The sequence below is a fragment of the Salinibacterium sp. CAN_S4 genome, from assembly GCF_015752305.1.
Lineage (GTDB): Bacteria > Actinomycetota > Actinomycetes > Actinomycetales > Microbacteriaceae > Rhodoglobus.
This window is the reverse complement of sequence record NZ_JADOVB010000005.1, coordinates 165832-178315: the sequence shown is the minus strand read 5'-3', so window position 1 is coordinate 178315 and position 12484 is coordinate 165832. Positions and strand designations below refer to the sequence as shown.

12 protein-coding genes are annotated in these 12484 nt (G+C 65.3%); 7 read left to right on the top strand and 5 right to left on the bottom strand.

The genetic code is table 11. The annotated features are described in order from the left end of the window. Window positions 1–6 precede the first annotated feature (6 nt). On the top strand, window positions 7–456 hold the full coding sequence (locus IWX81_RS13085) for a nitroreductase family deazaflavin-dependent oxidoreductase (protein WP_199281763.1): 450 nt from the start codon (window positions 7–9) through the stop codon (window positions 454–456). Window positions 457–1053: 597 nt separating this feature from the next. On the opposite strand, the gene IWX81_RS13080 is transcribed toward IWX81_RS13085, so the two are convergent. Together IWX81_RS13080 and moaA are read right to left on the bottom strand one after the other, a co-directional pair. Next, window positions 1054–1290 (bottom strand): MoaD/ThiS family protein, encoded by a 237-nt coding sequence (locus IWX81_RS13080; RefSeq protein WP_334594182.1) that lies wholly within the window; start codon window positions 1288–1290, stop codon window positions 1054–1056. Beyond that, window positions 1283–2362 (bottom strand): GTP 3',8-cyclase MoaA, encoded by a 1080-nt coding sequence (gene moaA / locus IWX81_RS13075; RefSeq protein ID WP_199281761.1) that lies wholly within the window; start codon window positions 2360–2362, stop codon window positions 1283–1285. The genes IWX81_RS13080 and moaA overlap by 8 nt, the downstream gene beginning before the upstream one ends. Window positions 2363–2408: 46 nt before the next feature. On the opposite strand from moaA, the gene IWX81_RS13070 reads away from it, so the two are divergent. Continuing rightward, the gene (locus IWX81_RS13070; RefSeq protein ID WP_199281760.1) at window positions 2409–3002 is read left to right on the top strand and encodes a molybdopterin-dependent oxidoreductase; all 594 of its coding nucleotides are present in this window, start codon (window positions 2409–2411) and stop codon (window positions 3000–3002) included. Window positions 3003–3023: 21 nt separating this feature from the next. After that, window positions 3024–3719, top strand: coding sequence for a ferredoxin reductase (locus IWX81_RS13065; protein ID WP_334594179.1), 696 nt, complete (start codon window positions 3024–3026; stop codon window positions 3717–3719). On the opposite strand, the gene IWX81_RS13060 is transcribed toward IWX81_RS13065, so the two are convergent. Next, entirely contained in the window at window positions 3716–4393 is a 678-nt protein-coding gene (locus IWX81_RS13060) for a Pr6Pr family membrane protein (protein ID WP_334594177.1), read from the bottom strand. The genes IWX81_RS13065 and IWX81_RS13060 overlap by 4 nt on opposite strands. Window positions 4394–4542: 149 nt before the next feature. Here IWX81_RS13060 and IWX81_RS13055 point away from each other — a divergent pair, with 149 nt between their 5' ends. The 3 genes from IWX81_RS13055 to IWX81_RS13045 are packed head-to-tail and all read left to right on the top strand — an operon-like array spanning window position 4543 to window position 7380. Further along, window positions 4543–5616: a LolA family protein gene (locus IWX81_RS13055; protein ID WP_199281758.1), complete on the top strand. Its 1074-nt coding sequence runs from the start codon at window positions 4543–4545 to the stop codon at window positions 5614–5616. Next, window positions 5613–6557 (top strand): ABC transporter ATP-binding protein, encoded by a 945-nt coding sequence (locus tag IWX81_RS13050; protein ID WP_199281757.1) that lies wholly within the window; start codon window positions 5613–5615, stop codon window positions 6555–6557. The genes IWX81_RS13055 and IWX81_RS13050 overlap by 4 nt, the downstream gene beginning before the upstream one ends. Next, on the top strand, window positions 6544–7380 hold the full coding sequence (locus IWX81_RS13045) for an ABC transporter permease (RefSeq protein WP_199281756.1): 837 nt from the start codon (window positions 6544–6546) through the stop codon (window positions 7378–7380). The genes IWX81_RS13050 and IWX81_RS13045 overlap by 14 nt, the downstream gene beginning before the upstream one ends. A 3-nt stretch (window positions 7381–7383) precedes the next feature. Here IWX81_RS13045 and IWX81_RS13040 read toward each other — a convergent pair whose 3' ends face one another. After that, on the bottom strand, window positions 7384–8031 hold the full coding sequence (locus tag IWX81_RS13040; protein ID WP_199281755.1) for a Pr6Pr family membrane protein: 648 nt from the start codon (window positions 8029–8031) through the stop codon (window positions 7384–7386). A gap of 45 nt (window positions 8032–8076) precedes the next feature. Between IWX81_RS13040 and IWX81_RS13035 the strand changes: the two genes are divergently transcribed. Next, the gene (locus IWX81_RS13035) at window positions 8077–9441 is read left to right on the top strand and encodes an amidohydrolase family protein (RefSeq protein WP_199281754.1); all 1365 of its coding nucleotides are present in this window, start codon (window positions 8077–8079) and stop codon (window positions 9439–9441) included. A 106-nt stretch (window positions 9442–9547) separates the two neighbouring features. Here the strand turns inward: IWX81_RS13035 and IWX81_RS13030 are convergent, their stop codons facing one another. After that, window positions 9548–12433: a cell wall-binding repeat-containing protein gene (locus IWX81_RS13030; protein WP_334594252.1), complete on the bottom strand. Its 2886-nt coding sequence runs from the start codon at window positions 12431–12433 to the stop codon at window positions 9548–9550. Window positions 12434–12484 lie beyond the last annotated feature (51 nt).

Here is a 12484-nt window from a genome sequence, read left to right as displayed (position 1 = left end):
AGACGTATGTCCCGCAACTCGAAGGCTCCCTCGCAGGGTGCGATGAACGCCATGAACCGCGTGCACCGGGCGCTCATCCGGCTCACCGGCGGACGGGTCGGGTGGCACCTCAGCGGGATGCCCATGCTCGAACTCACGACGACCGGTCGCACCTCGGGCGAGCCGAGGTCGACCATGCTGAGTTCCCCGCTGCAGCCTGGACGCAGTTACGTCGTCGTCGCCTCGCGCGGTGGCGACGACAAGCACCCCGCCTGGTACCTCAACCTCGTCGCGAACCCTGCCGTCGAGGTCGACTGGAAGGGTAGCGGGAAGAAGAAGCGGATCGCGCGGGTGGCGACCCCGGCGGAGCGCGCCGAACTCTGGCCGAAGATCACGGCTGACCATCAGAACTACGCCCAGTACCAGTCGAAGACCGACCGGGAGATCCCGTTGGTGTTCCTCGACCCGATCGCGTAGCGAGCGTCGCTCCCTGGCGCCTACAACCCTCGCGACGGCCCCAGAACAGGAGCTTCTGGGGTTCCTGCCACTGAGCATCCGATCACTGAATCGATGACTCCCACCGGCGCGCCCATGTCGGTTGTTCCGGGGACGAGGACGTCCCATACCCCGTCAGCCGCCAGCGTGGCGTCCACCTGTGCGGGCGAATTCGGCACGTAACCCGTTTCGGGACTCTCGCCTGTTCGAACCCGCTCGTCGAAATATGCCAGACAGACACTTTCGAGCATGTCGACCGTCCAGACGGCATTCGGCCCGTCCGTGATGTCAGGTCCGGGTGCCGGTGGCGAGGTCTCACCGGACGGGCTCTCAGGAGAGCGAGTGGACGACGGGGTTTGGATCGCGCCATCGTCCGGGAGGCCAGGCACGCAAGCCGAAACCAGCAGGGCCACACTTGCCAGGGCACAGGTGGAGACTAAGTATCTCGCTGCTCGCATGGTCAGTTCACAGAAGTCGAGTGAGACCGGAGGGCCGGCACCGAGAGTCGGGCTGCAGAATCCTGAGGCATGCTTCAGTCTGATGCGCACGGGGCGCACGGCGCAAGTGGCCCAGCGCGGGTCAGCCGCCCGCGAACGGCGGCAAAACGTCGACGCGTGCGCCGAGCACCCGCGAATCGTCGCGGCTCACGACACCATCGACGAGAAACGATCCGGCAGCCAGCACCCTGGCCATCGCATGGCCGTGACGCTCGATGAGCACCGCCCGCAACTCCCCGACGGTCGCGACAGCGGGAAGCGCTTCCTCGAGAACGCCCGCCGCATCCGCTGCGGCAGCGAAGTAGCGCACCTCAACCACCGATCGCCCCCATGCTCCGCTGAGGCCTGACGAAGTCGGCACGCTCCATGCCGTGGCCCTTCTGCTTGCCCCACATCGCGGCCCGCCACCACTCGGCGATCGTGGCATCCGTCGATCCATTGCGCAGCAGCGCACGCAGGTCGGTCTCGTCGTCACCGAACAGGCAGGAGCGAACCGTGCCCTCCGCCGTCACGCGAGTGCGGTCGCACGCCGCGCAGAAGCTGCGGGTCACCGAAGCGATGATGCCGACGGTGGCAGGGCCGCCGTGGTAGCTGTGCCCCTCGACGAGCCATTCCTCGGCCGGATCTGACGGGTCATCGCGGTGCGGTTGCGTGAGAGTGAATCTGGATCCGAGCACGTCGAGCAGTTCGGCGGCATCCACCATGTTGTCTCGCGCCCAGGCCTCGTCGGCATCCAGCGGCATCTGCTCGATGAAGCGCAGCTTCGCGTCATGGGCGAGCGCCCACTCGAGGAGGTCTGCCGCGCCGCCGAGGGTGTCGCGCATGAGCACGGCGTTGATCTTCAGGGGTGCGATGCCCGCCCGCTTCGCCGCGTCGATCCCGGCGAATACCGCCGGAAGCCTGTCGCGGCGCGTGAGCCTCGCGAAGTGATCGCGGTCGACGGTGTCGAGCGAGATGTTGAGCCTGGTGAGTCCGGCTGCCACGAGCTCGTCGACTCGCTTGTCAAGGCCGATCCCGTTGGTCGTCATAGAGATGGATGCCCCACCGGCGACCGCGGAGCTCAGGCCGATGATCTCCACCAGGTCCGCACGCATCAGCGGCTCACCGCCCGTGAAGCGGATGTCGTGCACGCCCAGGTCGCGCACGGCGATAGCGACGAGCCGCGCGATCTCCGTCGGCGTGAGCAGGTCGTTCCGGGCGATGGTGGGGAGGCCGGCCTCCGGCATGCAGTACGTGCAGCGCAGCGAGCATTTCTCCGTGACCGAGATACGGAGGTCGCGGGCGGTGCGCCCATGAGTGTCGACGAGCCCCGTGACATCCGGCCGCCCCTCGGTCGACGGCATGCGAGCGGGGTCGCGCCGGATCGCGGGCAGTCCGAGCGACAAGGTCATTGCGTAAGCCTACGTGTGTACGCCTGACGGTTCGGTACCCTGAAGCATGGCCATCTTCTCCCGCGGTTTTACGGGGCGCCCCCGCGAGGCGCAGCCCGACCTGCCCCCGGGTCAGTTCCTCACCGAAGACTTCCCGGTGCTCTCCGCCGGCCCCACCCCGACGATCGCCGAAACCGACTGGTCGTTCACGATCAAGACCGAGCTCGGTGCGACGCATTCCTGGACCTGGGATGAGCTGAACGCGCTGCCCTTCGAAGACATACACACCGACATCCACTGCGTCACCCGCTGGTCGAAACTCGCGACGAACTGGCGCGGAGTGTCCATGGACACCCTGTTTGCCGACGTCGAATCGAGCTACGACTACGTGATGGTGCACTCGACCGGCGGTTACACGACGAACCTGCCGCTCGAAGATATCCTCGACGGCCAGGCCTGGATCACCACCGAGTTCGAGGGCGAGCCACTTGAGCCCGACCACGGCGGCCCGGCCCGCATGATCGTGCCGCACCTGTACTTCTGGAAGAGCGCCAAATGGGTGCGCGGCATCACTATGCAGCGCAGCGACTCCCCCGGATTCTGGGAGCAGAACGGCTATCACACCTACGGTGACCCGTGGCGTGAAGAGCGCTACAGCTGAATGAGCCCTCGAGACTGGCTCGTGGGCACCGTCGTGTCCACGACGCAGCAGACCCCGAACGCGAAGAGCATCGTGCTGGATGTGCCGGGCTGGCGCGGCAGCACCGCTGGCCAGCACGTCGACGTGCGCCTCACCGCGCCCGACGGCTACAGCGCTGTCCGTGCATACTCGCTCGCCTCGACCGGCCCTGGATCCCGGGTGGAGCTCGCCGTCGACCTCATCGATGACGGAGAGGTCTCGCCCTACCTCGTGGAGGAGCTGCGCGCCGGCGACCAGCTCGAGTTCCGCGGACCCCTCGGTCGCTGGTTCGTGTGGAAGCCTGAGCACACCGCCCCCGTGCAGCTCATCGCCGGTGGATCCGGCGTCGTACCCCTGCTCGCGATGATCCGGGCGCACACCGCGGCGGGCAGCTCCGTGCCCATGAGGCTGCTGTACTCGGTACGCTCGCCCGCCGACCGCTTCTTCGCCGACGAGCTGGCCGCGGCATCCGGAGTCGACGTCACCATCGTCTACACGCGTGAGGTTCCGGATGGATGGCCCACCGCCCCCGGTCGCGTCACGAAAGAGCTCATCACCTCCGCCACCACGCCCGCGACCGAAAGCCCCGCAGTGTTCGTGTGTGGCCCGACCGGATTCGTGGAGGCCGTCGCGACCGCCCTCGTGGAACTCGGCCACGACCCCGTCGCCGTGAAGACCGAACGCTTCGGCGGAAGCTAGATCCTCGCTCTACCGCCGCGCCGACTGTACGCGATGCACAGCGCCGCGATCGCGAGGATGAACACGGTCAAGCCGACGATATACGCGACGACGCTCCCCCACCCCGCGGTCGCAGGGTCGATGAACGGATACGGGTAGATGCCGGTGAACGCGCCGCGCCCCAGGGTGAATGCGAGCCACAGCACGGGGTAGATGATCGGGATGCGAAGGGCCCGCCACGGCAGCGGTGGTCGACCGGGCGAGAAGAGCCAGTCGAGGGCGATGACGATCGGCACCCAGACGTGCAGCACCTCGTTGGGCCATTGCAGCCCCTGGAATCCCTCGTAGGGAACGCCGCGCAACAGCAGGTTGTAGACGCCGGCCGTGACGACGGCGTAGGTGACGATCGACATCCTGATCGAGGTGTAGAGCACGGTGTCGCGGCTATGGCGCAGCGCCATTGCACCGCCCACGAGCAGGACCACGATATTGATGAGGCACGACTGGATCGTGAAATAGCTGAAGTACTCCGTGGGGTCGAAGGCGTTGTTGAGCAGGCGGTCGGTGATCTGCACGATCACCGTCACCAGCACGAACAGGCCGACGGCGATCCGGATGGCTCCGAGCATCCTGCGACTGCGCATGGATGATCCGGTGCTGACTGCGCGACGTCGCGCGTGCTGAAGGGTGTTCACGAGAGGTATTCGGAGCCGTGGGTGGCCGGGATGGTCACCTCTTCGGGGGTGCGCGGTGACCGATCCTGCGCGACTTTCCCAGCCGCCACACGGCGACCCGGGAGTACCGTGGGTGACAGCAGTAGAGCGTTCGTCGAAAAGGAGCTGTCATGCCATCGAAGTGGACCCGCTGGATTCCCGCCGCCCTCGTCCCCGTCGTCGCCGCCGCCGGCGTCGTGCTGATCCCGATGGCTGCGGATGCTACGCCGGCACTGCCCGAGAAGTCGCCGGAACAGCTGCTCGAGTTCATCGCCGGCAGCGCGGACGCCCAGTACTCCGGCACCGTGGAGCAGAGCTCGAACCTCGGTCTGCCCGACTTGTCATCTCTCGGATCGAGCTACGGAGGCGGAGCCGGGTCAGACTCTTCCGTCTCGGCTGCGATGGAACTTCTCACCGGCTCCAACTCGGCCCGCGTCTTCGTCGGCGGAGCAGACACGGCGCGCATCCAGGTCACGGACACCCTCGCCGAGCGCAACGTCATCCGCAACGGTGCCGAGGTGTGGACCTACGATTCGAAAACGAACGAGGTGCAGCACGTCACGGCCACGCCCGGCACGAAGCCAGACACCGGTGTCACCACGACCCCCGCCGAGCTCGCCACCCGGCTCATCGACGGCATCGAGCCGTCGACGGACGTCACCGTGACCGAGACCGCGAGAGTCGCCGGTCGTGCCGTGTACCAGCTGGTGCTCACCCCCGACGATGACGCCACCCTCGTCGGCTCGGTCATCCTCTCCGTCGACTCGGAGACCGGACTCCCGCTCGATGTGCGCGTCTTCGCCGACGGCCAGAGCGACGCCGCCTTCTCGGTCGGGTTCAGCTCGATCGACTTCGGCGCGCAGGATGCCGCGCTCTTCAGCTTCACACCTCCGGCCGGCGCCACCGTTACGGAGAAAGAGATCACCGAGAACGAGCTCGATGGACACAGCGAGACGGCCCCGGACGAGTTCACGAAGCCGGAGGTCACGGGTGCCGGCTGGAGCAGCATCATCGAACTTCCCGCGGGCACCGCGAGCGACCTCGGTGACTCGTCGGCGGCCGCGATGCTCGGCCAGGTACTCGTGCCGGTCACCGGCGGCCAGGCGCTCGAGACCTCCCTCGTCTCCGTGCTGATCACCGACGACGGCCGCGTGCTCACGGGCGCCGTCGGCATCGACCAGCTCCAGGCTGCAGCAGCTCAGTGACGCATGGCGCGTTCGCCATCGAGACGCACGGGCTGACCAAGAGGTTCGGCTCACAGCTCGCGGTGAACCAGCTCGACATCGCCGTTCCCAGCGGATCGGTCTTCGGCTTTCTCGGGCCGAACGGCTCGGGCAAGACCACGACGATCCGCATGCTGCTCGGGCTCGCGTCAGCGACATCCGGTGAGATCAGGATGCTCGGCTCGGCGATGCCCCAATCGCTGCAATCGGTGCTCCCCCGCGTCGGTGCTCTCGTCGAGGGGCCCGCGATCTACCCGTTCCTCTCGGGGCGAGCGAACCTGGCCCGCCTTGACTCCGCCGATCGCTTCGCGTCGTCCCGCACCAGGGCGGCGAGAGTGGATGCAGCACTCGACCGTGTCGGGCTCAGCCATGCCGCGCGAAAGAAGGCGCACGCGTACTCGCTCGGAATGAAGCAGCGACTCGGCATCGCTAACGCGCTGCTCACGCCCCGCGAGCTGCTGATCCTCGACGAGCCGACCAATGGACTCGACCCCCAGGGCACGCGCGAGGTGCGCAACCTCATCCGGTCGCTCGCAGCCGAGGGCACGACGGTGTTCGTGTCGAGCCACCTGCTCGCCGAGATCGAGCAGACCTGCAGCCATGTCGCGGTCATGAGCGCAGGGAAACTGGTGGCCCAGGGCACGCTGGACGACCTGCGCGCCGCCGGTGTGACCCGCGTCGAGGTGCGCACTCCGGATGTCGCCCTCGCCCGGGAGGTTCTCGCACGCTGGGGGCTCGATGCCCAGCCGGGACCGATCGACTCTTCCCTGACGGCGGTGCTGACGACGAACATCCCCGTCGAGCAGCTTTCCGAAGCACTCGTCACGGCGGGCGTCCGCCTCCGTGGCTTCACGGCGGAGGGCGCGAGCCTCGAAGACCGGTTCGTCGCGCTCACCGGGGAGGGTTTCGATGTCGCAGAGTGACACGCGGCGCAACCTCGGCCTCGCGCTGCTGTGGTCTGAGATCACGATAGTCTTCCGCCGCAGGCGCAACCAGGCGATGCTGCTCGCCCTGGCCGCTGTCCCGATCCTCATCGCCGTCGCCGTGCGGCTGTCGAGCAACACCTCGGGCCGCGGCCCAGCCTTCCTGGCGAGCATCAGCGAGAACGGGCTGTTCGTCGCTCTCACCGCGCTGACCGTCTCGATCCCGCTTTTCCTGCCCCTGACGGTGGGTGTCGTCGCCGGCGACACGATCGCCGGTGAGGCGAACCTGGGCACGCTCCGCTACCTGCTCATCTCTCCCGCCGGTCGGTTGCGGCTGCTCCTGGTCAAGTACGCGGGAGCCGCCGCCTTCTGCGTTGCGGCCACGGCCGTCGTCGTCATCGCCGGTGTCGCGATCGGGGCGGCCCTGTTCCCCGTGGGGGCCGTGACCCTGCTCTCCGGCGACACCATCGATGGCGGCGAGTACGCGATCCGGTGCCTCCTGCTCGTGGCGTATGTGTCGATGTCGATGCTCGGGCTGAGCGCGATCGGGCTGTTCCTCTCGAGCCTCACCACGGTGCCGGTCGGGGCGATGGCGGCGACGATAGTGCTGTCTGCGGCATCCCAGATCCTGGATGCCCTGCCCCAGCTCGACTGGCTGCATCCGTGGCTGTTCAGCCACTACTGGCTGGGGATCGCCGACCTGCTCACGAACCCCGTCTCATTCGATTCGTTCCAGAACAATGCGCTGCTGCAGCTGGGCTACATCGCCGTGTTCGGCGCCCTCGCCTATGGGCGGTTCGCCACCAAGGACGTGCTGAGCTGACCCTCAGGCCGTAACAGCCGCCGGTCGTCCCGCGCGCGCCCGGCTCCACGCGATGCCGATGGACGCGAGCCCGACGATGAACACGGAAATCCCGACCACGTAGACGGCAATGCTGAGCACACCGGTGGATGGCTCGAGGAACGGGTACGGGAACCACCCAGTTGCTGCTCCGCGCAGCATGGTGAACGCGAGCCACGCCAGCGGGTAGATGACGACGAACCTGAGCCCGGTCCAGCGCAGGGCCGGGCGGCCGGGCGACAGGAACCAGTCGAGCGCGATGAACAGCGGAATCCAGACGTGCATGAGTTCACCGGGCCAGCGCGATTCGATGAATCCCTCCTCGGGGATGCCTCTCAGCAGCACGTTGTACACCACCGCGGTGACGACGGCGTAGGAGAAGACCGACATCCGCACGACCGTGTACAGCACGGTGTCGACGGGCAGGCGGAGGGCCATCACGCCTCCGACGATGAGGGCCACAGCAGCGATCAGCGACGACTGGATCGTGAAGTAGCTGAAGTACTGGTCAGCCACCATGTCGTTATTGGCGACCTTCTCGATGATCTGGAAGGTGAGGGCCGCCGCGAGGGCGAAGCCGGCGGCGAGGCGGAGGATGCCGACGATGCGGCGGGCGGGTGTCGACTCTGGCACGGGCTCACATTACCCGGTGTTGCGTCGGTGAGGCAGAATCGAACCATGCTGCTCGTGACGAATGCCAGACTCATCACCATCGCCCCCGTCGGCCCCGCCGTGATCGACGAGGGATGGATGCTCGTCGCCGACGATGGCCGCATCGATTCCGTCGGCTCCGGCACCCCGCCACGGGTCGAGGCGGCCGAAGTTCTCGATGTGGCTGGGTCGTTCGTGGCACCAGGATTCGTCTCGTCCCACAGTCATCTCTTCACGAGCGGATTGCGCGGACTCGGCGTCGACGCGACGCTCTACGGCTGGTGCGATTCGATGCTCGGCTTCACCGCCGCGATGAGTGCAAAGAATATCTACTGGTCCACCCTTCACGGTTCCCTGGACTTCCTGTCCAATGGCGTCACGTCGGCATTCGACTTCACGGATCCGAGGCTCAGCTGGGTGCCGATGGTCGAGGGTGTGCGCAGCGGCAACGGCACGCTGCGCGACATCGACTACGTCTTACGGCAGGCCGACGCGAAGGCCGACAGCGGCATCCGCTACATCAATGCGGTCGGTATGGATGTCACGGTCGGCAGCGATGACGAGATCTTCGAGCGATTCGCGGCTGCCGTCGCTCACGACGTAGCGGCTGACCCGTCGCGGATGCTCGGCTCGGCCGTCTTCGGGGCGGTGCAGTGGTCTCCCCGCCGGGATGCGGCAGAACTCGAGGTGGAGGCGATGCGCCGCTTCGGCGTGATCAACCAGGCGCACTTCCTGGAGACCCGCGAGGAGGTGGAGCTGCAGCGTTCGAAGTTCGAGTGGTACGCGGAGGCCGGTGCGCTCGGCCCTTCGCTGGTGTTCGGCCACTTCATCCAGACCACCGCGGACATCATCGACCGGGCGGCGGCGGCCGGCAGCGGGATGTCGTGGCAGCCGGCCTCGAACGGGCGCCTCGCGTCCGGGATCGCCGATCTGCCCAGGATGCGCGAGCGGGGCATGACGATCGGCGTCGGTCTCGACGACCAGGCCTGCACGGACGTCTCCGACCCGTGGCAGAACATGCGCATCGGCATCTTCCAGCAGCGCGCAGCCACGGGTGACCCGAACGCGATGTCCCCGGCCGACATGCTCAGGATGCACACCCTCGGTTCGGCGCAGGTGCTCGGCATCGCCGACCGCGTGGGCAGCCTCGAGCCCGGCAAGTTCGCCGACTTCGTCGTGGTCGACCCGCGCTCCCCCGATATGGGCCCGCTGTGGCATCCCATCGACAACTATGTGCTGTCGAGCAGCCTGCGCAACCTCAAGCAGGTCTACATTGGCGGTGTTCTCGTCAACGAGAACGGAGTCTCGACGAGCCCGCTGGCCGCCGAGGCATCCGCGAAGGTGCACGAGCAGCTGCCGGCCCTCGCCGCGAAGCACGGCTGGCCCGCCTGACGGTTCCCGCTTTCGCAACGTATGGCACTCCGCCATACCCTGCCCGCGAGCATCCATTCTTGGTCCGACATGACGAGGGACGCAAGCGCCACCTGCCGAAACGCTCCTACCTCGGAGGCTCCTCGGGCGCGACTCTGAGCGCTGGGCGATCTCCCGGTTGCCGCACCGACGGACCGACGGTGGAGGTTCCTGCCCCCCGCTCAACCTTCGCCACCGAGCGCGCGCCGCTGACGCAGGGCTTGAGGGAGGCGACCTCCGAGGTGAGGGTGGCAGTCCCCCCGAGAAGTACGATCTCCTGAGTTCCCAGGGTCTCCGCCTGCGCGAGGATTGCGGCAGGAACGCAATAACCAGGCACCGTGTACAGCGGCGCTTTCTCGGCTCCGGCCAGCGCGGCTCCTACGAGACCGTCCGGGAAGTTGAACCCGGTGGTTACGTAGATACGTGATCCAGACGGGAACACACCCTTCGCGATAGCATCCGCATTGATGGTTTGTGATGCGGTAAACCGGTCTGCGCCACCCAGGAATTCCACGGGCGCTAGGGTCTCCAACTCCGTCCGGATGGCTGGCCCTACCGAGCCACCCGCGACCTTGATGACCCCAGGGCTCATAGACTCGATAAGCGCGCGCGATTCAGCATCGAGCGTGGCCGCGTTGCCCTGGACCAGCAACACTGGTGCACCACTCGCTCCAGCAGCCGCACTCGCTGAGATGGCGTCGGGAAAGTTAGCGCCTGTCGCGACGTACACCACGGGAAAATCGGCGGCATCGACAGCCCATGTGTCAGCAATCACCGATCGTGATGCGGCGTAGCGATCTGCGCCTCCCAGACGATCGACATTGCCCTCCCCCACAATCGAGAGCAGGTCGGTCTCGATGGCGGGAGACACAGAATTCGTTCCACCGACGATGACGATCCGGTCAGGCGATAGCCTCACGATCTCCGCCCGCACCTCTGCTGGCAGCAGCCCGCTCGGCGTGAGCAGAAGAGGGCCACCGTTGGCCACCGCGGCCGGTGCTGCGCTGAGCGCATCCGGGAACTTCTCTCCGCTGGCGAGGTACACCACAGGGACGGCCCCCACCGGGTCTGGATTCAGTTCCTGGGAAACCGATACCCCAACGGCATATCGATCCGCACCGGCAAGACGCGAGGTTTTCGGAGGGACTTTGAGGACGCTGTTGTATTCCACAATGTCCCCCTCTTCAACCTGAATCGGACCCGACAGCGCGTTGACCGACCGCCCATCATCGACGTAGGAAAATCTCAGCCGATAAAGATCCGGGTAGAGGTCGTGTACGAAATATGAACCGTCCGCACGCACTTCCGACACGTCACCGGTCCTCGCCCACATTCCCGAGCCGTAGTCGAAAACCAGAACTTCGACAGTCGCAAGCCCACTGCTGGCAAGGTTGATCCTCGGAACACTCACTACCCCACGGATGAGGCCTCCGCGGTACATCGTCGAATCGAAACCAGAGTTGATGACGTCAGCCACGATCCTGAAACGGTCGCCGTAGTAGAACCGACTGTATCCCGGCCAGGCAGAGGCTGAATAGGGAATGGCTTGGTCAAAATACAACTCGTAATCGTATTCGGCGGCCAGGCGTGGAAGAGAATACTTGCCCGTCGGGCCAGAGTAAGTTACGACTTCGAGTGCCACCTCATTCATTTGGGTCCCGGATCTCGGAAACCCCAGCGCGGTTATGCGAGCGTCGTCTATTGGTTCTCCTGAGGAGTTGCGGACAATCCCCGAAATTATGGTCGATTTCGCGAATGTCGTATTGATACCCGTGATGTCAGATCCGTCGACGTCGGCGTTCAGCACAACGTAGGGCTCGAAAGCGTCCGCTCCGAGATATGTGAAATTCACCGAGTAGCTTCCATCGGGCAGCCCTGCCACGCTGAAATTTCCGTTCATGTCAGTAAGAGCGCTGTAACTCCCGGAGGTGTAGCGCTGGAGGAACCTTATTTTCACTTCATTTTGCCCTGCCGGGCAGTTTGCCCCGCCCAGAGTCACATGCCCAGTCGCGGTATACAGAGGATCAAAACGAAAATTTCGAATGATGGAGCTGTCTAAGATCTCCACAAATTCACTCGGCGGAGCCCTTAGTCCCGGCACCCCGGCACTCGAGGGGATGATCGAGTACCGGCCGCGATCGAGTCCAGAGATCGTGTACTGCCCTGAGCTATCGGTGACACTTCCTACTGTCGTCGGGACCCCATATCCAGTCTCCAAGTTGTAGTAGCTGAAATTGATAGTCGCCCCAGCAACCGGGAGATTCGAATTGGACGCCCGCACTGTGCCGGAAATACTGAGCGTAGGTGGAAGCGTAACGTGTCGAACCAAATCCGTTCCGGCTCCGAAGTCGAACTGCCGCTCGCCTGTCTCGGGAGAAATATTCTGAAAACCACCAGTTCCGAGATAGCTGAATTTGAGCTGGTAAAGGCCAGCCCGAAGCTGCGGAAAAATATATCGACCAGAAGCATCAGTTGTCACCGGCGCGCTCCAGGAGCCCGTTTGTATCCTCCACCAATCAATTGTTCTGTAAGACACGCTCACCTCGCCTGGGCCGGCCGAGATACCGGGCGCGCCCAGCGAAACTGACCCTGTGATCGCGGCGAGATGAGGCAATATGACGCTTGCGCCTGTTATCGAACCCGCGACGATCGGCACCGGTTGCAGCCCCGGCAGCCTGTCCCCCCAACCAACCCCTGAAAATGGGCCCGAACCCACGTAGTCAAACTCAAGACTGTAGAACTGTCCGGGTTCGAGATTAGAAATCACATAGTCACCGTTGGCATCCGTCAAAACAGTTCCCAACAGAACGGGTTGCCAGGTGGTGGATTTGCTGTACCGGATCGCTACCTCACCGGCGGATGCGCTAAATCCAGCAGAACCCAGAGACACATGACCACTGAGATTCGCCGTTGCGGCCGTGGCAGGTTCTGCTGCAAGCCCCACCCCAAGAGCCATGCTCAGCCCCAGGATCATGGCCACCGCTAGGTGACGAGCGGATGAGGTATGTCGCTCCATGAAGCTTTC

Excerpts from the sequence above, each read along its gene's own strand:
- IWX81_RS13045 (WP_199281756.1), top strand. The coding sequence starts at position 6,544 with ATGTCGCAGAGTGACACGCGGCGCAACCTCGGCCTCGCGCTGCTGTGG.
- IWX81_RS13085 (WP_199281763.1), top strand. The coding sequence starts at position 7 with ATGTCCCGCAACTCGAAGGCTCCCTCGCAGGGTGCGATGAACGCCATG.
- IWX81_RS13035 (WP_199281754.1), top strand. The coding sequence starts at position 8,077 with ATGCTGCTCGTGACGAATGCCAGACTCATCACCATCGCCCCCGTCGGC.
- IWX81_RS13030 (WP_334594252.1), bottom strand. The coding sequence starts at position 12,433 with ATGATCCTGGGGCTGAGCATGGCTCTTGGGGTGGGGCTTGCAGCAGAA.
- moaA (WP_199281761.1), bottom strand. The coding sequence starts at position 2,362 with ATGACCTTGTCGCTCGGACTGCCCGCGATCCGGCGCGACCCCGCTCGC.
- IWX81_RS13070 (WP_199281760.1), top strand. The coding sequence starts at position 2,409 with ATGGCCATCTTCTCCCGCGGTTTTACGGGGCGCCCCCGCGAGGCGCAG.
- IWX81_RS13055 (WP_199281758.1), top strand. The coding sequence starts at position 4,543 with ATGCCATCGAAGTGGACCCGCTGGATTCCCGCCGCCCTCGTCCCCGTC.